Genomic DNA, 20,021 nt, shown 5'->3' with positions numbered 1-20,021 from the left:
GCCGGGACGGCGACGACCGGCACGGGAACAGCCGGGGCGCGTTCTGGCGCGGGCCCTGCACGGGGGGTGCCGTGCTCCCCGGACGGGCCGTCGCTCGTCACTGGGGCCCCACCGGGGGCCTCACCCCGAATCTCGCCCGGCCCCCGCCGGACCTCAGCCGGCGTCAGCCGGGAATGAGGCCGTCGTCGCTCAGCAGGTCCCGGACCTCCTCCAGGGTGGCGTCCGCGGAGGGGAGGATCAGGTCGGACGGCTCCAGGGAGTCGTCCGGCACGGGCTCGCCCAGTTCGCGGACCCTGGACAGCAGGGCCTCGAGGGTGCGACGGAAGCCAGGGCCGTCGCCCTTCTCCATCTCGGCCAGGAGATCGTCGTCCAGTTCGTTCAGGTCGGCGAGGTGGCCGTCGGCCAGCCTCACCTGTCCCTCTCCCATGATCCGTACGATCATGTCGCCCTCCTCGGCGTGGCCCCGGCGGTCCGGTGACATGGCTGCCTCGACGCGGCTACTGCTTGTCGAAGCGGGGGGTGTCCTGCGGCTGCTGCTGGTTCCGGCCCTCGCCCGCGCCGCCCTCGATCGCCTGCCGGTCCGCGGACGAGCCTCCGGCCAGCTCCGCCTTCATGCGCTGGAGCTCCAGCTCCACATCCGTACCACCGGAGAGCCGGTCCAGCTCGGTCTGGATGTCGTCCTTGGCCAGGCCGGAGGGGTCGTCCAGGGCGCCGGAGGCGAGCAGCTCGTCGATCGCGCCGGCCCTGGCCTGGAGCTGCGCGGTCTTGTCCTCGGCCCGCTGGATGGCCAGGCCGACGTCGCCCATCTCCTCGGAGATGCCGGAGAACGCCTCGCCGATCCGGGTCTGCGCCTGGGCCGCCGTGTAGGTCGCCTTGATGGTCTCCTTCTTCGTACGGAAGGCGTCGACCTTGGCCTGCAGGCGCTGGGCCGCCAGAGTGAGCTTCTCCTCCTCGCCCTGGAGCGTGGCGTGCTGCGTCTCGAGGTCCGTCACCTGCTGCTGGAGCGCGGCACGACGCGAGAGCGCCTCGCGGGCCAGGTCCTCGCGGCCCAGGGCGAGCGCCTTGCGGCCCTGGTCCTCCAGCTTGCCGGACTGCTGCTGCAGCTGGTTCAGCTGGAGCTCCAGTCGCTTGCGGCTGGTCGCCACGTCCGCGACACCGCGCCGCACCTTCTGGAGCAGCTCCAACTGCTTCTGGTACGAGTAATCGAGGGTCTCGCGCGGGTCCTCGGCCCGGTCAAGGGCCTTGTTCGCCTTCGCGCGGAAGATCATCCCCATACGCTTCATGACACCGCTCATGGGCTTCGCGCGCCCCCTTCTGACGGACTCCAGCTCACAGCTCTGCGACAGAACCCACAGTACGGGCCCTGTGACCATTACCGCACTGTTCGGGAGCGGATACGGTCATCCCCAAGGACGACTGCGTCCGCCTCCGCTCCGGCGCAGGGAGGAGGTGGCCCCCCTGACCGCCGGGCGACAGTGGTCGCGACGTCCCCTCTGTCCCCCTACAGACGATCGGTGTTGCCGGATCGTTCCCCGCGGGACTGGGGTCCATGCGGGTCAAGCCCTTACCCTTGGGTTTTGTGTTCCGTAGCCGTGCCAAGGAAGAGAAGGCCCCGGTCGCCGACAAGGCACCGGTGAGCATCTCCAAGCAGTCCCGCGACCCGCAGGCCCCCAAGGGCCGCCCCACGCCCAAGCGGAGTGAGGCGCGCTCCCAGCGCCGCAGTGTCGCCAACACGCCGACGACGCGCAAGGATGCCGCCAAGCGGCAGCGCGAGGAGCGCCGAGTCCAGTTGGAGCGGCAGCGCCAGGCGCTGGCGAGCGGTGACGAGCGCTATCTGCCGGCCCGCGACAAGGGCCCGGTGCGCCGGTTCGCGCGGGACTTCGTCGACTCGCGGTTCAACATCGCGGAGTTCTTCCTGCCGATGGCCGTGGTCATCCTGGTGCTGAGCATGATCCGGCTGCCCGCGCTGCAGAACATCGCGCTGCTGCTGTGGCTCGTCGTGATCGTCCTGATCGTGCTGGACTCGGCGCTCAGCGGTTTCCGGCTGAAGAAGCGCCTGAACGAGCGCTTCCCGGACCAGAACAAGCGCGGCGCGGTCGCCTACGGCCTGATGCGCTCCCTCCAGATGCGCCGGCTCCGGCTGCCCAAGCCGCAGGTCAAGCGCGGGGAGCGGCCCTGAGCGCGACCGCTTTCTCCGGGAGTGCCGCGGACGCCTGGCTGAACAAGCTGGGCTGTCTGCGTGACGTCGTACGACAGGAACTGGTGGCCCGGCAGCTCGACGAGCAGATAGCCGGGCGGTTCCCGGTCGGACAGCGGCTGCGGGTGCTCGACGTGGGCATGGGCCAGGGCACTCAGGCGCTGCGGCTGGCCCGGGCCGGGCACCAGGTCACCGGTCTCGAACGGGACCAGACGATGATCTCCGTGGCGCGTGCCGCGCTGGCCGCCGAGCCGGAAGGCATCCGGGCGCGGATGCGGATCGTCGAGGGCGACGGCCAGGACACCGGCGTGCACTTCCTGCCGGGCAGTTTCGACGTGGTGCTGTGCCACGGGGTGCTGATGTACGTCGAGGAGCCGGACCCGCTGCTCGCGGGGCTGGCCCGGATGCTCGCGCCGGGCGGTCTGCTGTCGCTGCTGGTGCGCAACGGCGACGCGCTGGCGCTGCGCCCGGGGCTGTCCGGCGAGTGGCCGACGGCGCTGGCGGCGTTCGACACGACGGCGTACCGCAACCGGCTGGGGCTCGAAGTACGGGCGGACCGGCTCGCCCACCTGACGGCGACCCTCGCCGGGATCGGGGCGCCGCTGCGCACCTGGTACGGCGTACGCATCTTCACGGACACGGCGGCGGACGACGCGGAGCCGCCGGCCGACACCGAAACGCTGGAGACCCTCCTGGCGGCCGAGGAACGGGCCGGCCGCACGGACCCCTACCGCGCGGTGGCGGCGCTGCTGCATCTGTGCGGGGTGCGCGGCTGACGCTCCGGGCCCCGCCGCCGGCCACCCGTGGCCGCCGCTCGTTCGGGTGCGTACCGGGAGCCGGGGGTGCGGGGCGTGGAGAGACTCGGGGCATGGACGTCCTTCCCGTGCGTGCCCTTGCCCGTGCTTCGCGGCCGGTCGCCGCGGTCATCGTGCTCGTCTGCTGTGCCGCGCTGCTGTCCGGATGTCACCCGGCGGCCGACCCGCAGGCGGCGGCCAGCGGGTCGCGGGACGCCTCCGGTGGGCCGGATCCCGCCGGTGTCCGCCGGCCGGCCGTTTCGAACTCGGCGAACGATCTGCAGAACGCCTACCTGCGGGTGATCAAGACGGTGCTGCCGTCGGTCGTGCAGATCCAGTCCGGCAACCAGCTGGGGTCCGGGGTCGTGTACGACGACAAGGGGCACGTCGTCACCAACGCGCACGTCGTCGGGACGGGGAAGACGTTCCGCGTGACCACGGCGAACAGCGAGGCGTCGCTCACCGCCACGCTGGTCTCCTCGTACCCGGACCAGGACCTCGCCGTCGTCAAGCTGGACAAGGTGCCCCACGGGCTGCGGGCGGCCGCCTTCGGCGAGTCGGGGAAGGTCGAGGTGGGGCAGATCGTGCTGGCCATGGGCTCGCCGCTCGGGCTGTCGTCGAGCGTGACCCAGGGGATCGTGTCTGCGACCGGGCGCACCGTCAGCGAGGGGCAGAGCGACAGCGGCACGGGGGCCACGATCGCCGGCATGGTGCAGACGTCGGCCGCGATCAACCCGGGCAACAGCGGGGGCGCGCTGGTGAACCTGAACGGCCAGGTCATCGGCATCCCGACGCTCGCTGCCGCCGACCCGCAGCTCGGCGGCAGCGCGGCGCCCGGCATCGGCTTCGCGATCCCGGCGTCCACGGTGAAGACGATCGCCGGGCAGATCGTGCGGTACGGCAAGGTCGTCGACTCCGGCCGTGCCGCGCTCGGCATCACCGGGCGCACCGTCGTCGACGTGAACTACGAGCCCGCCGGGGTCGCGGTTGTGGACGTGAAGTCGGGCGGGGCCGCGGCGCGCGCGGGCATCCGGTCCGGGGACATCATCACCAAGGTCGGCGGCAAGGACATCACCACCGTCACCTCGCTGTCGGAGGTGCTCGCCGCCGACCGGCCGGGACAGCGGACGACGGTGACGTTCTCGCGCGACAACAGCCGGAAGACGGTGGACGTGACGCTGGGCGAGCAGTGAGCGGGGGCGGGCGGCCACCGGCGGCCGCCCGCCCCCAGGGCCGATCGTCCCTGACGACAGGGCCTAGGCCGATGCCTCGTCCGCGTGCAGGCTCATCGGGCCGTAGATCTCCTTGGCGTCCTCGAACAGCCGGACCTGGTCCGCGCCGCCGTCGGCCAGGGCCTTCCAGTTCTCCCCGATCCAGGACTCGGCGTCGCCCTGCGTGGTGAACTCCTCGGGCTGCACCGCGGGCTGGACCTCCGTCCCGTCGGTCGTCTCGAACCGCCACGTCCATGCCGCCATGTACGCCTCCCTGGTATGAGCACACTGCACAGCTCGGGCCGGACCCGGTCCGGCCTCCTGCCCGCAGCCTAGGGCCTCTCGGGAGCTTCCCGCCCGTGCGGTGGATCATGCCCCGGACGCGGGGTCCTGCACGCCTTCCCGGGCCGGCGGCACGCGTCGGCCTCCCCGCCCCGGTCCGCCGGACAGACCCCGGCCGGGTGCGCGGGACCCACGGCTGCAGGCGAAAATCGGGTTCGTGGACGTGACTCTGCTCGGCACCGGTGCCCCCGCGGGACTGCCCCGCCCCGACTGTCCCTGCGCGGCCTGCGCGACCGCGCTCGGCGCGGACGCGCGGGCGGCGACCGCGCTGCTCGTGGACGGGGTGCTGCTGCTGGACCTGACCCCCGGCGCGGCGTTCGCGGCGGCGCGGGCGGGGCTCTCGCTGGGCGGCGTGGGGCACGTGCTCCTGTCGCACCCGCACGACGGTCCCGCGGTCGAGGTGCCGGCCGGGCTGCCGCAGCCGGGGCGGGCCCCGGACGGGCGGGAGCTGACGCTGCGGACGGGGCACCGGGTGCGGGCGGTGGCGCTGGACGCCCCCGGCACCGGGTACGCGGTGACCGGCCCGGACGGGCGGCGGCTGCTGTACCTGCCGCCGGGCGGCGCGCCGGCCGGTCTGGAGGAGGGCTCCGCCGAGACGTACGACATGGTCCTGGCGGACGTGCTGGGGCGCCCCGACGCGCCGGCCAAGCTGCGGGCGGTCGGCGCGGTGGGGCCGGGAACGGACGTCGTCGCGGTCCATCTGGACCACGACGTGCCGCCGGGACCCGAGCTGCGGCGGCGGCTCGCGGCGGCGGGGGCGCGGGCCGTGCCGGACGGAACGACGCTGACGGTCGGGGCATACGGGGGCGGCCCGGATGTTCCGGAGGTGCCCCGGCGCACGCTCGTGCTCGGCGGGGCACGGTCGGGCAAGTCGGTGGAGGCCGAGCGGCGGCTGGAGACCTTCCCCGGTGTGCTGTACGTGGCCACCGGCGGCACCCGCGGCGGGGACACCGAGTGGGAGGCCCGGGTGGCGGCGCACCGGGAGCGGCGGCCGGGCTCGTGGCGGACGACCGAGACGTGCGACCTGGTGCCGCTCCTCGAACAGGACGGCCCGCCGCTGCTCGTCGACTGCCTGTCGCTGTGGCTGACGGACGCGATGGACTCCGTCCGCGCCTGGGACGACGCCGAGTGGACGGGCGGCGGCGAACGCGCCCTGCGCGAACGGGTGACCGCCCTGACCGGCGCCCTCCGCACCACCCGGCGCACCGTGGTGGCGGTCTCCAACGAGGTCGGCTCCGGCATCGTCCCCGCCACCGCCTCCGGCCGCCGCTACCGCGACGAACTCGGCCGCCTGAACGCCGCGTTCGCCGCGGAGTGCGAGCAGGTCCTGCTGGTGGTGGCCGGCCAGGCACTCGTGCTGCGCGGCTGACCCGGCGCGGGCCGGCCGGCGTCAGCCCGGGGGACGGCGGGCGACGAGGCGGTAGGTGTTGGAGAGGCCGGGGGCTCGGCGGAGGAGGGGCGAGAGGAGCAGGTCCAGGAGCGCCACCGCCTCCACCAGGGGGCCGGTGAGGGCGGTCAGGGCGGTGCGCAGGGTCTGCTGGAGACTGGTGGGCGGGTGGTCGCGCCAGGGGGCGTCGGCGGCGGGCAGCAGATGGGCGAGGAGCAGGGCGGCGGCCGCCGAGAGGTCGTTGGGCCGGTGCGGGGTGCGGCGGTCGGTGACGAGGACGGTGCAGCCCTGGGCCTCCAGTTCCGCGCGGAGGTTGTCCAGCGGCAGGAGGTGCAGATGGCGCGGCTGGCCGTGCGGCAGCCACCACCGGCCCAGCAGCCGGGCGGGCAGGCAGTGCGGGTCGGGCAGTTCGACCAGCAGGTGCCCGCCGGGGCGCAGCGCGCCGAGGGCGCCCCGCAGTTCCGCGCGGGGGTCCGGCACATGGGCCAGATGGTGGAAGACGCTGACCACGTCGTAGCGTCCGCGCAGCCGCTCGGCGATGTGCGGGTCGGCCAGGTGCCCGACGTGGGCCTCGTCGACCCGTCCCCGCTCGCGGGCCCGCTCCACGCGCTGAGTGGGGTCCAGGCCGTCGAAGGCGGTGTACGGGAACACCTCCCGCGCCGCCCCGGGGAAGGCGCCGTGGCCCGTGCCGACGTCCAGCCAGCTCTCCGGCTCGCCCAGACGGTTCATCAGGCGCGCGTCGGAGCGGTGCCGGCGGCGGCTGCGGCGGGCCGCGAGCACCGGGTCCGCGAGGCCCTCCGGGTCGTCCTCGTCGAAGTCCCGGTGGTAGAAGGCCAGTCCGGCGGCCGTGAGCCGGGGGTTCTGGAAGGCGTGGCCGCAGTCCCGGCACTCGTCGACCGCGAACGTGCCCGGCTTGTGCTGGAGCAGGTCCGGCGCGCGCAGCCGGGTGCGCAGCCGCCCGGAGCCGCACCAGGGGCAGTCCGCGCGGGGCGGCTCCTGGAAACGGCCGGTGCCCCGGGCGAGTTCGGCGGCGTAGGCGAGGCGGCGCGGGTCGTAGAACCCCGGGGCGTACGGCAGGGGCGGCATGGGCGGCTCCCGGTGGGTCACTGTGAGAACACGTCGTGAGAACAAGTCACTGCAAAGGGAACGTATGGGATCCGGATCTTGGCCGGAAAGACGCCGTACGGGTGTGGTGGCGATGTGGCGCCGCCCGGTGGAATCCGGGCCGGTACTGTTCGGCGAATGAGCTCGCTGAATCTCGACGACTTCACCGATCTGATCGAGCGCCCGGACGGCGGCGTTCGCCGTGACGCCGAGGCGCGCCGGGAGCGTCAGATCGTGCCGCCCGGCGCACTGGGCCGCCTCGACGACCTGGGTGAGTGGCTGGCCTCGGCGCAGTCCGCCGTAGCGGTGCGGCCGGTCGATCGGCCGAAGGCGGTGCTGTTCGCCGGCGACCACGGGGTCGCGGAACTGGGCGTGTCGGTCCGTCCGGCGGGCAGTGCCGAGCAGTTGGTACGGGCCGTCCTCGACGGCGGCCGGCCGGTGTCCGTGCTGGCCCGGCGGCTCGGCGTGCCGGTGCGGGTGGTCGACATGGCGCTGGACTGCGCGCCCGAGTCGCTGCCCGAGGCCGTCGTACGGCACCGGGTGCGGCGCGGCAGCGGGCGCGTCGACATCGAGGACGCGCTGACCCTGGAGGAGGCGGAGGCGGCCTTCCGGGCGGGTGTGGCGGTGGCCGACGAGGAGGCCGACTCCGGTACGGACCTCGTGGTGCTGGGCGACATCAGCGTCGGCGGGACGACGTCGGCCGCCGTGCTGATCGCCGCGCTGTGCGGGACGGACGCGTCGGTGGTGACGGGCCGCGGTGGCGAGCCGATCGACGACCTCGCGTGGATGCGCAAGTGCGCGGCGATCCGGGACGCGCTGCGCCGGGCCCGGCCCGTCCTGGGCGACCAGTTGCAGTTGCTGGCCACGGTGGGCGGCGCCGACCTCGCCGCGATGACGGGTTTCCTGCTGCAGTGCGCGGTGCGGAAGCTGCCGGTGATCCTGGACGGCGTGGTGTCGGCGGCCTGCGCGCTGGTGGGGCAGCGGGTGGCGTTCCGGGCGCCGGACTGGTGGCTGGCCGGCCACGACAGCGGCGAGCCGGGCCAGGCCAAGGCCCTGGACCGGATGGCCCTGGAACCACTCGTGAACCACGGCGTTCGCGTCGGCGAGGGTGCGGGCGCGCTGCTGGCCCTTCCCCTGGTCCAGAACGCCGCCGCCCTGGCCGCGGAACTCCCCGAACGCCCGCAGGAGACCTCGGCCACCCCGGAGCCCGGACCGACCGAGGCCGACGAGGCCGACGAGGCCGAGGAAAAGTCGACGGAGGAGTAACCAACCGCCGCCCTCCCCACAACGGAACCCGCCCGGCCGAACCGACAACCGCCACGGCCGGGGACGGGCTGTCGCCCGCGGCCGTCACCGGCCGGCGGTCCAGGCATGGGCCCGGCCCCACAGCACCGTGCCCCCGACACCGCCCGGCGGGCTGCAATCGCCCACCCGGAACCCGGTACCGACCGGCGGCCCCCGCGTCGCACGGCCGGGCGTCCCCGTCGCAGCGAACGGATGCCCGGCGCGCCGTGGCCAAGCCGCACCGACCGGCGCGGGAGCGCGGCGGTCAGCCGCGCCTGAATCGGACAGCCTCCGGCGGGCGCGGTCCGTCGCGCACGGACGGCGGGTGAAAAGGGAGGGTCGCCGAGGAGGCGCCCATATGATCACTGTTCATGGGAGATGCCCGAATTGCCGTGCGTGAGGAGCGGGCGCCGGTCCGCGTGGCCGAGGCGGGGCGGCCTGGCGGCGGGGCCTCGCGCCGGGCGGCCGCGTTCGCCGTCTGGTACCTGCGGGCGGTGGCGTTCGTCAACTTCCTCAGCGCGGTGTGGGTCTCTCTGGAGCGGGACGTGCGGCGGCACAACCAGGAGGACCTCTTCACGCCGTACCTGCTGACCGCCGGCTTCGCCTCCGGCGTGCTCGCCGCCTTCCTGGCCATCACGATGCGGCGGCGCAAGCGGGCCGCCTGGATCCTGAACCTGGCGCTGTCCGGGCCATTTCTGGTGCTGTTCGCGTTCACCATGACCTTCCCGGAGATCCGCCGCTCCCCCCAGAACTGGATCTCCCTGGCCCTCACCGCCGCGTTCGTCGCCGCGCTGCTGCTCGGCCGCCGCGAGTTCTACGCCAAGGGCGACCGCGCCAACCCGCGGCTCGCCGCCGCCGTCGGCCTCGGCGGGCTGCTGCTCTCCTCGCTGCTCGCCACGCTGCTGGTGACGGTCACCAACCAGGCGCCGGACGCGGCCCGTTCGACGTACCTCCAGCGCTGGCACTACGGCACGCTGCGGCTGGTGTCGGTCGCCGTCTCCGAGGCACGCTTCCCCGGCATCGACACCCCGAACTGGGTGAACGTGTCGATCAACGTGCTGTCCACGCTCCTGGTCCTCGCCGTCCTGTACGCGGCCTTCCGCTCCCGCCGCGCCGTCGACCCGCTCACCGCCGACGACGAGAGACGGCTGCGGGAACTGCTCGCGCGGCACGGCGAGCGCGACTCGCTCGGCTACTTCGCGCTGCGCCAGGACAAGAGCGTGATCTGGTCGCCGACCGGCAAGGCTGCCGTCGCCTACCGCGTCCTCGGCGGGGTGTCCCTGGCTTCCGGCGACCCGCTCGGTGACCCGGAGGCCTGGCCCGGCGCCATCGAGGGCTGGCTGGCCGCGGCACGGGCGCACGGCTGGATCCCGGCCGTGATGGGCGCGAGCGAGGAGGCCGGCACGGTGTACGCGCGGCACGGCCTCGACGCCCTGGAGCTGGGTGACGAGGCCGTGGTCGAGGTCGACGGCTTCACCCTGGACGGGCGGGCCATGCGCACCGTGCGGCAGGCCTACAACCGGGTCGGGCGGGCCGGGTACTCGGTGCGCGTGCGGCGGCACCAGGACATCCCCGCGGACGAGATGGCGTACCTGACCGACCGGGCGGACGACTGGCGGGACGGGCCCACCGAACGTGGTTTCAGCATGGCCCTCGGCCGGCTCGGCGACCCGCGGGACGGGCAGTGCGTGATGCTGGAGTGCCATGACGCCCGCGGTGAGCTCAGGGCACTGCTGTCCTTCGTGCCGTGGGGGCCGCACGGGCTGTCCCTGGACGTGATGCGGCGCGACCGGCACGCGGGCAACGGGCTCATGGAGTTCATGGTGCTCGACCTGCTGCGCCGGGCCCGGGAGTTCGGGATCACCCAGGTCTCGCTCAACTTCGCCGTGTTCCGCTCGGTCTTCGAACGGGGGGCGCGCCTCGGCGCGGGACCGGTGCTGAGGCTGTGGCGATCGCTGCTCGGGCTGTTCTCCCGCTGGTGGCAGATCGAGTCGCTGTACCGCGCGAACGCCAAGTACCGGCCCATCTGGGAGCCGCGGTTCCTGCTGTTCGAGAAGAGCGCGGACCTGCTGCGCATCGGCCTCGCGGCGGCCCGCGCGGAGGGGTTCCTGGAGGGGCCGCGACCGCCGAAGTGGCTGCGCCGAGGGCACCTGGAGACGCGCGGATGACCGCGCTCGCCCACCGGGCCCGGGCCGAATGGGGGCCGCTGTACGCCGGCGTGCGGGAGCCGCTGCTGGGGCGGCGCCTGCGGGCCGTCCCGCTGACCGTCACAGCGGTCGGCCTGACGGCGGTGCTCCAGTGGGTGCAGAACCAGTCCTGGGGCTACGGCCCGGTGCAGTACATCGGGGCCGTACGGGCCGCGGAGCCGCTGTGGCTCGCGCTGCTGCGCACTCCCCTGTCGCTGTTCGTGCCGGCCCTCGACCTGCCGGTGTGGGGCGCGCTGGCGCAGGTCCTGTGCGTGTTCGGCATCGCCGAGATCTGCCTGGGCCGGCCGCGTACCCTCGCCGTCGCCTACGTCGCCACCCTCTCCGGCACCCTCTACGCGCGCCTGGGCATCGCTCTCGGCCCGCACCACCCGCTCGGTCTGCCCGGCACGGACGCGCACGTGGTGGACACCGGCCCGTCGGCGGCCGTGGTGGGTCTCGCGGTCTACGTCGGCTGCCGCTACGGGGCGTACGTCACGGCGGGCGCGGTGGCCGCGGCCATGGCGCTGGAGGTCGGCCTGAAGCAGAACCTGGCCGGCAAGGAGCATCTGGCGGCCATCGCGGGGGCGCTGCTGCTGTGCGCGCTGTCGGCGGCCCGGGGCCGGGCGCGGTGCGCCGCGGCGCCGCGCGAGCCCGGGACGGCGCCGCCCGCGCCCGGGGCGGCGTCATCTGCGCCCGGTGAGGCGGGTCGGCTGCTGGTCCGGTTTGCCCGCGATCCAGTCCTGGAACGCCCGGCGGGGGCGCGACCAGCGGCGGTCGTGCCGGTCGGCGCGCCGGCCGGCCCGGGCCAGGGCGCGCGGGCGGTGGCGGTAGAAGCGCCTGGCCCAGTAGGAGTCGGGGCGGGCCAGGCGGATCGCGCCGAACAGCGCGACGAACGGAATGATCACGCCGAACAGGGCGATACGGCCCTTGCCCTTGCTCAGGGCCACGAGGGAGAAGAGGAAGTTCACGACCACGCTGGTGATGACCGCCCCGCGGTCCTGCAACTCGGCCTGGGTCAGGTTGTTGACGCCGAACGGGGAGAAACCGGCGAGCACCAGCGCGACCAGCGCGGCCGTGAGCACCACGACCTCGACGCTCTTGCGGCCCGACTCGGTCCAGTAGACGTCGTCCAGGTGCAGGATCAGCGCGAACTCGTCCAGCACGAGGCCCGCGCCGACGCCGAAGACGACCGCGAAGGCCGCCGTGGCGGCCTCGTGCCGGCCGCTGCCGGCCACCACGCCGAAACCGCCGAGAATGGTCAGCACGACACCGGGCACGGCGTGGTGGATGTGCAGCCCGCCGGCCTTGACGTTGCGGAAGGGGCCCTTGCCGGCGCGGATCTGCCGGGTGATCACCCGGGTGACCACGAAGGTGAGGACGAAGCCGGCCAGGGCCAGGAGCAGGGGCAGCTTGCCGGGTTCGACGATGTTCCGCTCCAGCCAGTGGCCCATGTATGCAGTGTGCCGCCTCCGCCGGTCGCCCGCCCGGCCGCCGAGGGGCCCGCGCAGGTCCCGTAGTCTGCCCGCGTGTTCCAGATCCCCTCGCCGCACGGGCCGCGGTTCGCCTTCGGCACCCTCACCGTCCTGCCGGTCAGGGTGACCCGCTGGGACCGCGGGGCGGCACGCGGCGGGATGCTCTGCGCGCCGCTCGCCGGACTCGTGGTCGGGGTCGCGGCGGCGGCCGTGGGACTGCTGCTGCTCCTGGCCGGCGCGGGCGCCCCGCTGGCGGCCGTCGGCACCGTCGCCGTGCCGGCCGCGCTGACCCGCGGCCTGCATCTGGACGGGCTCGCCGACACCGCGGACGGGCTCGGCAGCGGCAAGCCCGCCGAGGACGCGCTGCGGATCATGAAGCAGTCGGACATCGGCCCCTTCGGGGTGATCACGCTCGTGTTCGTGCTGCTGGCCCAGGTGGCCGCCCTGACCCGGGCCTACGACGGCTCCTGGGCCCGCGGCGCGTTCGCCGCCGTCGTCTCGGCGACGGTCGCCCGGCTGGTCCTGACGCTGGCCGCCCGCACCGGGGTGCCTGCCGCCCGCCCGGAGGGGCTGGGGGCCGCGGTCGCGGGGGTGGTCCCGTTGCGGGGCGCGATCGGCGCGGCCCTCGTGGTCGCGGCGGCCGCGACGGCGGCGGGCGCGTTCCTCGGCACCCACGGCTGGGCGCTCACGGCGCTTGCCGTGGTCGCCGCCCCGGCCGCCGCCGAACTCCTCCTGCGCCACTGCACGCGCCGCTTCGGCGGAGTGACGGGCGACGTCTTCGGCGCGCTCGCCGAGACGGCCGCCACCACCGCGCTGGTCGTCCTGGCCCTGCGCTGAGCGGCGCGGCTCAGCAGGTGCGGCGCCACACGCCGAGTTCGTACTTCTTCAGCAGCGAGCTGAGCCCCAGCCGGCCGGACTGCGCGCAGAAGCTGCTGGTCGGCAGCTCGTACTCGGCGTGGAACACCGCCTTGCCCGCCGCGACGAACGGCTTCAGTGCGGCGCATTCGCCGTACTGGGCGCACTGTTCGTTGACCGCGAAGTCGAAGTCCGCGACCAGCTCCGGGATCTGGTCCAGGTCGTTCTTCAGGCCGACCGCCATGCCCCTGTCGTGGGCCAGCTTCGCCACCAGGCGGTTGTAGCGAAGCTGGTCGGCGGCGGTCAGCGGGAAGCCGGTGCGGTTCCTGTAGCCGTCCATGTTGTCCGGCTCGACGGCGTCGAAGCCCTTCTCGCGGCACATGTCGAGGCGGGCCGCCATCAGGGGTTCGAGGACGTCGGTACGGCGGATGTCGAGCCAGCGCTCGCCCTTCCAGCCGTTGCCCCGGCCGAGGACGGAGGCCGGGAACTTCTTCGCGTCCGGGCGGAACTCCTCCCAGGCGCCGGTCGAGACGTAGCAGATCACCTTGCGGCCCTCGCGGTGCAGCCGGGCGACCGTGGCCGCCGGGTGGTCGAAGCCGTCAATGTCGTAGACCGCGGCCTGTACGGACGTGTCGAGGCGGCCGCTGAGCTGCCACTGCCAGCTCGTGCCCGGACGCGGCTGCCAGCGCGCGGCGGCGGGGCGGCCGTCGTCGCGGCCGTCGTCGTCCGGGTGGGCGGCGCAGCCCGCGAGCAGCAGGAGTGCGGCGGTCGGCGCGAGGACGCGCAGGATCAGTGCTCTCAACGGGCGGGCTCCTGGGTGCCGTGACGGAGGTACGTCCGACGATCCTCTCCGATTCCGTTGGCCGGCACGCGAGTTGCCCGGCCGGTGGGCGGTGCGCGCCTCGCGCCGCGGCCGTCATGTGCCGGTTCCGGCCACGGCGCCGGAACCGGCACGTGACGGCGGCGCCTCCCCCGGGTGAACACCCGCGGGAGTGTGCGATGCCGTACCGCGCGTAGGCTCGTGCCGGGTGTTTGCCTGCCCGGGTGAAGACCGCACCGTATGAAGGAATTATGGTCGGGCCCGGTCGACCCACCCGAATTCGGCCAACCACCTTTCACAGGGAAGCGAGATTTCACCACCGTGACTGCTCTCACTCTCAGCACCACCGCGGCGCCCGGCCTGCAGGCCGACGCGATCGTCGTCGGTGTCGCCAAGGACTCCGGTTCACAGTCCGGGGACCTGGTCGTAGCACCGGGCGCCGAGGCCGTCGACGAGGCCTACGACGGCAAGCTCGCCGACGTCCTCGGGACCCTCGGCGCCTCCGGTGCCGAGGGCGAGGTGACCAAGCTGCCCGCGCCGTCCGGCTTCAAGGCCCCGCTCGTCCTCGCGGTGGGCCTCGGCCCGCGGCCCGAGAAGGACTCCGGCTACGACGCCGAGACGCTGCGCCGGGCCGCCGGCGCCGCCGCCCGCGCGCTCGCCGGGACGGAGAAGGCCGGCTTCGCGCTGCCGGTGGCGGACGTCGCCGGTGCCGCCGCGGTCGGCGAGGGCGCGCTGCTCGGCGCGTACTCCTTCGACGCCTACAAGGAGAACGGCAAGGACGCCGGGGCCCGCAACGGCAAGGCGCCGCTCGGCGAGGCCGTGCTGCTCGGCGGCGCGTCCCGCGACAAGGAGCTCGAGGCGGCCGTCGAGCGTGCCACCACCGTGGCCGAGGAGCTCAACCGCGCCCGCGACCTGATCAACACCCCGCCGAACGACCTGAACCCGGCCGCCTTCGCCGCCGTCGCCGAGGAGGCGGCCAAGGAGCACGGCCTGAAGGTGCAGGTGCTCGACGAGAAGGCGCTCGCCAAGGGCGGCTACGGCGGCATCCTGGGCGTCGGCTCCGGCTCGGCGTCGGCCCCGCGGCTGGTCAAGCTGTCGTACACCAGCCCCAAGGCGAAGAAGCACCTGGCCCTGGTCGGCAAGGGCATCACCTACGACTCGGGCGGCATCTCGCTCAAGCCGGCCGGCCACAACGAGACGATGAAGTGCGACATGAGCGGTGCCGCCGCCGTGTTCGCCGCCGTCGTCGCCGCCGCGCGGCTCGGCCTGGACGTCAACGTCACCGGCTGGCTGGCGCTGGCCGAGAACATGCCCTCCGGCTCCGCCACCCGCCCCGGCGACGTGCTGCGCATGTACAGCGGCAAGACGGTGGAGGTGCTCAACACCGACGCCGAGGGCCGGCTCGTCCTCGCGGACGCGCTGTGGGCCGCCTCGCAGGAGAACCCGGACGCGATCATCGACGTGGCCACGCTGACCGGCGCGATGGTGCTGGCGCTGGGCAGCCGCACCTTCGGGATCATGGCGAACGACGACGCGTTCCGCTCCGCCATCCACGAGGCCGCGGAGGAGGTCGGCGAGGAGGCGTGGCCCATGCCGCTGCCGGACCACCTGCGCAAGGGGATGGACTCCCCCACCGCCGACCTGGCCAACATGGGCGAGCGCATGGGCGGCGGTCTGGTCGCCGGTCTGTTCCTGCGCGAGTTCGTGGGCGAGGGCATCACGTGGGCGCACCTCGACATCGCGGGCCCGGCCTTCAACGAGAGCGGTCCGTTCGGCTACACGCCGAAGGGCGGCACCGGGTCGGCGGTCCGGACGCTGGTGCGTCTCGCCGAGCTCGCCGCCGCCGGCGACCTCGGCTGAGTACGCCTCACGGCCGTCGTCCGGTCCGCCGGACGACGGCCGTGCCGCGTGGGCGCCGCCCGCGCCCACGCGGCGCGGCCGCACCCGGCGAGGTCCGCGCCGCTCCTCCTCGGCCGGCGGTCCTCCCGGGGCTCGTGGACGTGGGCTGTATCACACTCCAGCCCCGCGTCTCGTTCACTCCCGACAAGTGCGAAGATGGGCGTCGGCAGGACAGGGCCCCCATCGAAGGGCCGAAACTCAAGCGGCCGGACACCAGCCGCCTGCCGGTCACCGACGACCGGCGGCGCACATGCATGGAGGACGTGACGTGGCGAACGACGCCAGCACCGTTTTCGACCTAGTGATCCTCGGCGGTGGCAGCGGTGGTTACGCCGCGGCCCTGCGCGGGGCGCAGCTGGGCCTGGACGTCGCCCTGATCGAGAAGGACAAGGTCGGCGGTACCTGCCTGCACCGGGGTTGCATCCCCACCAAGGCCCTGCTGCACGCGGGCGAGATCGCCGACCAGGCCCGCGAGAGCGAGCAGTTCGGTGTGAAGGCCAGCTTCGAGGGCATCGACGTGCCCGCCGTCCACAAGTACAAGGACGACGTCATCTCGGGCCTGTACAAGGGCCTGCAGGGGCTCATCGCCTCCCGCAAGGTGACCTACATCGAGGGTGAGGGGCGGCTGTCCTCCCCGACCTCCGTCGACGTCAACGGGCAGCGGGTCCAGGGCCGCCACGTCCTCCTGGCGACCGGTTCCGTGCCGAAGTCCCTGCCGGGCCTGCAGATCGACGGCAACCGCATCATCTCCTCCGACCACGCCCTCGTCCTGGACCGCGTGCCGAAGTCCGCGATCATCCTGGGCGGCGGTGTCATCGGCGTCGAGTTCGCGTCCGCATGGAAGTCCTTCGGCACCGACGTCACGATCGTCGAGGGCCTGAAGCACCTCGTCCCGGTCGAGGACGAGAACTCCTCGAAGCTGCTGGAGCGCGCCTTCCGCAAGCGCGGGATCAAGTTCAACCTGGGCACCTTCTTCCAGAAGGCCGAGTACACCCAGGACGGGGTCAAGGTCACCCTGGCCGACGGCAAGGAGTTCGAGGCCGAGGTCCTGCTCGTCGCCATCGGCCGCGGCCCGGTCTCCCAGGGCCTGGGCTACGAGGAGGCCGGGGTCGCCATGGACCGCGGCTACGTCCTCGTCGACGAGTACATGCGCACCAACGTCCCGACCATCTCCGCCGTCGGTGACCTGGTCCCGACGCTCCAGCTGGCGCACGTCGGCTTCGCCGAGGGCATCCTGGTGGCGGAGCGTCTGGCCGGTCTGAAGACCGTTCCGATCGACTACGACGGTGTTCCGCGGGTGACGTACTGCCACCCGGAGGTCGCCTCCGTCGGCATCACCGAGGCCAAGGCCAAGGAGATCTACGGCGCCGACAAGGTCGTCGCCCTGAAGTACAACCTGGCGGGCAACGGCAAGAGCAAGATCCTCAAGACCGCGGGCGAGATCAAGCTCGTCCAGGTCAAGGACGGTGCCGTGGTCGGCGTCCACATGGTCGGCGACCGCATGGGCGAGCAGGTCGGCGAGGCCCAGCTGATCTACAACTGGGAGGCGCTGCCGGCCGAGGTGGCCCAGCTCATCCACGCCCACCCGACCCAGAACGAGGCGCTCGGCGAGGCCCACCTGGCCCTGGCCGGCAAGCCGCTGCACTCCCACGACTGACGCCTCACGTCATCGGGCGCGACGACACAGACTTCCGTAATTCGTTAGGAGCAACCGAAACCATGGCGGTTTCCGTAACCCTTCCGGCGCTCGGCGAGAGCGTCACCGAGGGCACTGTCACCCGCTGGCTGAAGGCCGAGGGCGAGCGCGTCGAGGCCGACGAGCCGCTGCTCGAGGTCTCGACCGACAAGGTCGACACCGAGATCCCCTCGCCCGCCGCCGGTGTGCTGGCCTCCATCAAGGTCGCCGAGGACGAGACCGTCGAGGTCGGCGCCGAGCTGGCCGTCATCGACGACGGCTCCGGCGCCCCCGTGGCGGCCCCCGCCCCGGCCGCGGCCGAGGCTCCGGCCCCCGCCGCCGAGCCCGCCCCGGCCCCGGTCGCCGAGGCCCCGGCCGCCCCCGCACCCGCCGCTCCGGCAGCCCCCGCGGGCGCCGGCGCCTCCGGCACGGACGTGGTCCTGCCCGCGCTCGGCGAGTCCGTCACCGAGGGCACCGTCACCCGCTGGCTGAAGTCGGTCGGCGACTCCGTCGAGGCCGACGAGCCGCTGCTCGAGGTCTCCACGGACAAGGTCGACACCGAGATCCCGGCGCCCACCTCCGGTGTGCTGCTGGAGATCGTCGTCGGTGAGGACGAGACCGCCGAGGTCGGCGCCAAGCTCGCCGTCATCGGCGCACCCGGTGCCGCTCCGGCTCCCGCCGCCGCCCCGGCCGCCCCGGCCCCGGCCGCCGCTCCGGCTCCGGCCCCCGCGGCTCCGGCAGCCCCCGCTGCCCCCGCTGCCCCGGCCGCTCCGGCTCCGGCCGCCCCGGCCGCCGCCCAGCCCGCGGCTCCGGCTCCCCCGCCGGCCGCGCCCGCCCCGGTCACCCCGGCCCCGGCTGCCGTTCCGGCCGCCGCCCAGCCGACCGACGAGGGCGCGTACGTGACCCCGCTGGTGCGCAAGCTCGCCGCCGAGAACGGCGTCGACCTGGCCACCGTCAAGGGCACGGGCGTCGGCGGCCGTATCCGCAAGCAGGACGTGCTCGCCGCGGCCGAGGCCGCGAAGGCCGCCGCCCCCGCCGCGGCCGCCCCGGCCGCCGCCCCCGCGAAGAAGGCCCCCGTCCTGGAGGTCTCCCCGCTGCGCGGCCAGACCGTGAAGATGCCGCGGATCCGCAAGGTCATCGGCGACAACATGGTCAAGGCGCTGCACGAGCAGGCCCAGCTCTCCTCGGTGGTCGAGGTCGACGTGACCCGCCTGATGCGCCTGCGCGCCCAGGCCAAGGACTCGTTCGCGGCGCGCGAGGGCGTCAAGCTCTCCCCGATGCCGTTCTTCGTCAAGGCCGCCGCCCAGGCGCTGAAGGCCCACCCGGTCATCAACGCCAAGATCAACGAGGCAGAGGGGACCATCACCTACTTCGACACCGAGAACGTCGGTATCGCGGTGGACTCCGAGAAGGGCCTGATGACCCCGGTCATCAAGAACGCCGGTGACCTCAACATCGCCGGTATCGCCAAGGCCACCGCCGACCTGGCGGGCAAGGTCCGGGCCAGCAAGATCACTCCGGACGAGCTGTCCGGGGCGACCTTCACCATCAGCAACACCGGTTCGCGCGGCGCGCTGTTCGACACGATCATCGTGCCGCCGGGTCAGGTCGCGATCCTCGGCATCGGCGCCACCGTCAAGCGTCCGGCCGTCATCGAGACCGAGGAGGGCACGGTCATCGGCGTCCGCGACATGACGTACCTGACCCTCTCCTACGACCACCGCCTGGTGGACGGCGCCGACGCCGCCCGCTACCTGACGGCGGTCAAGGCGATCCTGGAGGCCGGCGAGTTCGAGGTCGAGCTCGGACTCTGACCCCGCCACCAGGGACCCAGCAGTACGGCGCCCCCGTCCGGAACCTTCCGGGCGGGGGCGTCGCGTTTGCCGTTTCTTGGCCATGACGGGGTGTAAGTCTCGTCTCACCTGCATCAAAGCGCCCGTATGCGCCCTACCGCGAGGCGCCGACGGCCGTATTGTCTAAAGGTCGAACGCCCCCCGGGGGCCCGTGGGTCCCCCCTTGAAGGAGCCCTCCATGACCGCGCCCGTCGTCCACTCGCTGCGCGAACAGATCCGCGAGCACATCGTGGAGGGGATCGTCAGCGGGCGCTGGAAGCCGGGCGAGCGGATCGTGGAGCGGCGGATCGCCACCGAGCTGGAGGTCAGCCAGACGCCGGTGCGGGAGGCGCTGCGCGAGCTGGAGTCGCTGCGGCTGATCGAGTCGGCACCGAACAAGGGCGTACGGGTGCGCAATCTGACGGCCGCCGACCTGGAGGAGAGTTACCCGGTCCGGGCCGGTCTGGAGGCCATCGCGGCGGAGCTGGCGGCCGAGCGGCTGGCCGCCGACTGCTCGGCCCTGGAGCCGCATGTCGCGGCGCTGTACGAGGCCGACCTCAGGTCCGACGGCACCGGCCAGGTGCGGCACACGGTGGCCTTCCACCGCGAGCTGGTCCGCGCGGCCGGGAACTCGGTGCTGCTGCACACCTGGGAGGGCCTGGGCATCGAGGTGTTCACCGCGCTGTCGATCCGCTGGCTGGGGACCGTCCAGCAGTCGTACGCGGAGGAGCACGAGGAGCTGGTGCAGGCGTTCAAGCGGCGGGATCCGCGGATCGCCGACCTGGTCAAGTCGCACGTTCTCGGCTGCGCGCCGCGACCGTGAGGCAGTCGAGCACCTGTACGCTCACCTGGGAGAATCGTTCGAAAATGCGGCACCGCGTGCCCGTTTCCCAGGCACCGGGTGCCGACTTTCTCGAAATCGAAGGGTTTTACCCGGGAAATCTTTGATCGATCATCGATCAG

Annotated in this window: 17 protein-coding genes and 1 pseudogene; 12 read left to right on the top strand and 6 right to left on the bottom strand. The window is 73.6% G+C overall.

All coding sequences use genetic code 11. The annotated features are described in order from the left end of the window. Nucleotides 1–163 precede the first annotated feature (163 nt). Both ACF09J_RS01265 and ACF09J_RS01260 read right to left on the bottom strand, forming a co-directional pair. Nucleotides 164–442: a hypothetical protein gene (locus ACF09J_RS01265; protein WP_392303294.1), complete on the bottom strand. Its 279-nt coding sequence runs from the start codon at nucleotides 440–442 to the stop codon at nucleotides 164–166. Nucleotides 443–497: 55 nt separating this feature from the next. Continuing rightward, complete coding sequence (locus ACF09J_RS01260) at nucleotides 498–1,295, bottom strand: PspA/IM30 family protein (RefSeq protein WP_392303293.1); 798 nt, start codon at nucleotides 1,293–1,295, stop codon at nucleotides 498–500. Nucleotides 1,296–1,579: 284 nt separating this feature from the next. On the opposite strand from ACF09J_RS01260, the gene ACF09J_RS01255 reads away from it, so the two are divergent. The 3 genes from ACF09J_RS01255 (at nucleotide 1,580) to ACF09J_RS01245 (ending at nucleotide 4,184) form a co-directional block, all read left to right on the top strand. Then, nucleotides 1,580–2,179 carry a DUF3043 domain-containing protein gene (locus ACF09J_RS01255; RefSeq protein ID WP_392303292.1) on the top strand — a complete coding sequence of 200 codons (600 nt, stop codon included), beginning with the start codon at nucleotides 1,580–1,582 and terminating at the stop codon, nucleotides 2,177–2,179. An 83-nt stretch (nucleotides 2,180–2,262) separates the two neighbouring features. Then, complete coding sequence (locus ACF09J_RS01250) at nucleotides 2,263–2,973, top strand: class I SAM-dependent methyltransferase (protein WP_392303291.1); 711 nt, start codon at nucleotides 2,263–2,265, stop codon at nucleotides 2,971–2,973. A 92-nt stretch (nucleotides 2,974–3,065) separates the two neighbouring features. Beyond that, on the top strand, nucleotides 3,066–4,184 hold the full coding sequence (locus tag ACF09J_RS01245) for a S1C family serine protease (protein ID WP_392303290.1): 1,119 nt from the start codon (nucleotides 3,066–3,068) through the stop codon (nucleotides 4,182–4,184). Nucleotides 4,185–4,247: 63 nt separating this feature from the next. Here ACF09J_RS01245 and ACF09J_RS01240 read toward each other — a convergent pair whose 3' ends face one another. Continuing rightward, the gene (locus ACF09J_RS01240) at nucleotides 4,248–4,466 is read right to left on the bottom strand and encodes a hypothetical protein (RefSeq protein ID WP_100572282.1); all 219 of its coding nucleotides are present in this window, start codon (nucleotides 4,464–4,466) and stop codon (nucleotides 4,248–4,250) included. 235 nt (nucleotides 4,467–4,701) lie between these two features. Here ACF09J_RS01240 and ACF09J_RS01235 point away from each other — a divergent pair, with 235 nt between their 5' ends. Beyond that, nucleotides 4,702–5,913 carry a bifunctional adenosylcobinamide kinase/adenosylcobinamide-phosphate guanylyltransferase gene (locus ACF09J_RS01235; RefSeq protein ID WP_392303289.1) on the top strand — a complete coding sequence of 404 codons (1,212 nt, stop codon included), beginning with the start codon at nucleotides 4,702–4,704 and terminating at the stop codon, nucleotides 5,911–5,913. Nucleotides 5,914–5,934: 21 nt separating this feature from the next. Here the strand turns inward: ACF09J_RS01235 and ACF09J_RS01230 are convergent, their stop codons facing one another. After that, the gene (locus ACF09J_RS01230) at nucleotides 5,935–7,017 is read right to left on the bottom strand and encodes a class I SAM-dependent methyltransferase (protein WP_392303288.1); all 1,083 of its coding nucleotides are present in this window, start codon (nucleotides 7,015–7,017) and stop codon (nucleotides 5,935–5,937) included. Nucleotides 7,018–7,173: 156 nt separating this feature from the next. Between ACF09J_RS01230 and cobT the strand changes: the two genes are divergently transcribed. The 3 genes and pseudogenes from cobT to ACF09J_RS01215 form a co-directional block, all read left to right on the top strand. Further along, nucleotides 7,174–8,301 carry a nicotinate-nucleotide--dimethylbenzimidazole phosphoribosyltransferase gene (cobT, locus tag ACF09J_RS01225; protein WP_392303287.1) on the top strand — a complete coding sequence of 376 codons (1,128 nt, stop codon included), beginning with the start codon at nucleotides 7,174–7,176 and terminating at the stop codon, nucleotides 8,299–8,301. 389 nt (nucleotides 8,302–8,690) lie between these two features. Next, nucleotides 8,691–10,487 carry a phosphatidylglycerol lysyltransferase domain-containing protein gene (locus tag ACF09J_RS01220; RefSeq protein WP_392303286.1) on the top strand — a complete coding sequence of 599 codons (1,797 nt, stop codon included), beginning with the start codon at nucleotides 8,691–8,693 and terminating at the stop codon, nucleotides 10,485–10,487. Further along, nucleotides 10,484–11,173: pseudogene (locus ACF09J_RS01215) on the top strand (hypothetical protein); the annotation flags it as partial. The gene ACF09J_RS01220 and the pseudogene ACF09J_RS01215, both read left to right, overlap by 4 nt. A 15-nt stretch (nucleotides 11,174–11,188) precedes the next feature. Here the strand turns inward: ACF09J_RS01215 and ACF09J_RS01210 are convergent. Then, entirely contained in the window at nucleotides 11,189–11,956 is a 768-nt protein-coding gene (locus ACF09J_RS01210) for a hypothetical protein (RefSeq protein ID WP_392303285.1), read from the bottom strand. A gap of 75 nt (nucleotides 11,957–12,031) precedes the next feature. Here ACF09J_RS01210 and ACF09J_RS01205 point away from each other — a divergent pair, with 75 nt between their 5' ends. Beyond that, entirely contained in the window at nucleotides 12,032–12,814 is a 783-nt protein-coding gene (locus ACF09J_RS01205; protein ID WP_392303284.1) for an adenosylcobinamide-GDP ribazoletransferase, read from the top strand. A 10-nt stretch (nucleotides 12,815–12,824) separates the two neighbouring features. On the opposite strand, the gene ACF09J_RS01200 is transcribed toward ACF09J_RS01205, so the two are convergent. Next, the gene (locus ACF09J_RS01200; protein ID WP_392303283.1) at nucleotides 12,825–13,634 is read right to left on the bottom strand and encodes an endo alpha-1,4 polygalactosaminidase; all 810 of its coding nucleotides are present in this window, start codon (nucleotides 13,632–13,634) and stop codon (nucleotides 12,825–12,827) included. A gap of 339 nt (nucleotides 13,635–13,973) precedes the next feature. On the opposite strand from ACF09J_RS01200, the gene ACF09J_RS01195 reads away from it, so the two are divergent. The 4 genes from ACF09J_RS01195 (at nucleotide 13,974) to ACF09J_RS01180 (ending at nucleotide 19,881) form a co-directional block, all read left to right on the top strand. Beyond that, nucleotides 13,974–15,512 (top strand): leucyl aminopeptidase, encoded by a 1,539-nt coding sequence (locus ACF09J_RS01195; protein ID WP_392303282.1) that lies wholly within the window; start codon nucleotides 13,974–13,976, stop codon nucleotides 15,510–15,512. Between the two features lie 307 nt (nucleotides 15,513–15,819). Next, entirely contained in the window at nucleotides 15,820–17,208 is a 1,389-nt protein-coding gene (gene lpdA / locus ACF09J_RS01190; protein ID WP_100572276.1) for a dihydrolipoyl dehydrogenase, read from the top strand. Nucleotides 17,209–17,270: 62 nt separating this feature from the next. Further along, nucleotides 17,271–19,040 carry a 2-oxoglutarate dehydrogenase, E2 component, dihydrolipoamide succinyltransferase gene (sucB, locus tag ACF09J_RS01185; protein ID WP_392303281.1) on the top strand — a complete coding sequence of 590 codons (1,770 nt, stop codon included), beginning with the start codon at nucleotides 17,271–17,273 and terminating at the stop codon, nucleotides 19,038–19,040. Nucleotides 19,041–19,257: 217 nt separating this feature from the next. Next, complete coding sequence (locus ACF09J_RS01180) at nucleotides 19,258–19,881, top strand: GntR family transcriptional regulator (protein ID WP_100567158.1); 624 nt, start codon at nucleotides 19,258–19,260, stop codon at nucleotides 19,879–19,881. The last annotated feature ends 140 nt before the right edge of the window (nucleotides 19,882–20,021 follow it).

Origin of the sequence: Streptomyces sp. NPDC014889, from assembly GCF_043081205.1 — a bacterium.
Classification (GTDB): domain Bacteria; phylum Actinomycetota; class Actinomycetes; order Streptomycetales; family Streptomycetaceae; genus Streptomyces.
The sequence above is the reverse complement of the archived record's forward strand: the minus strand, read 5'-3'. Positions and strand labels throughout refer to the sequence as shown.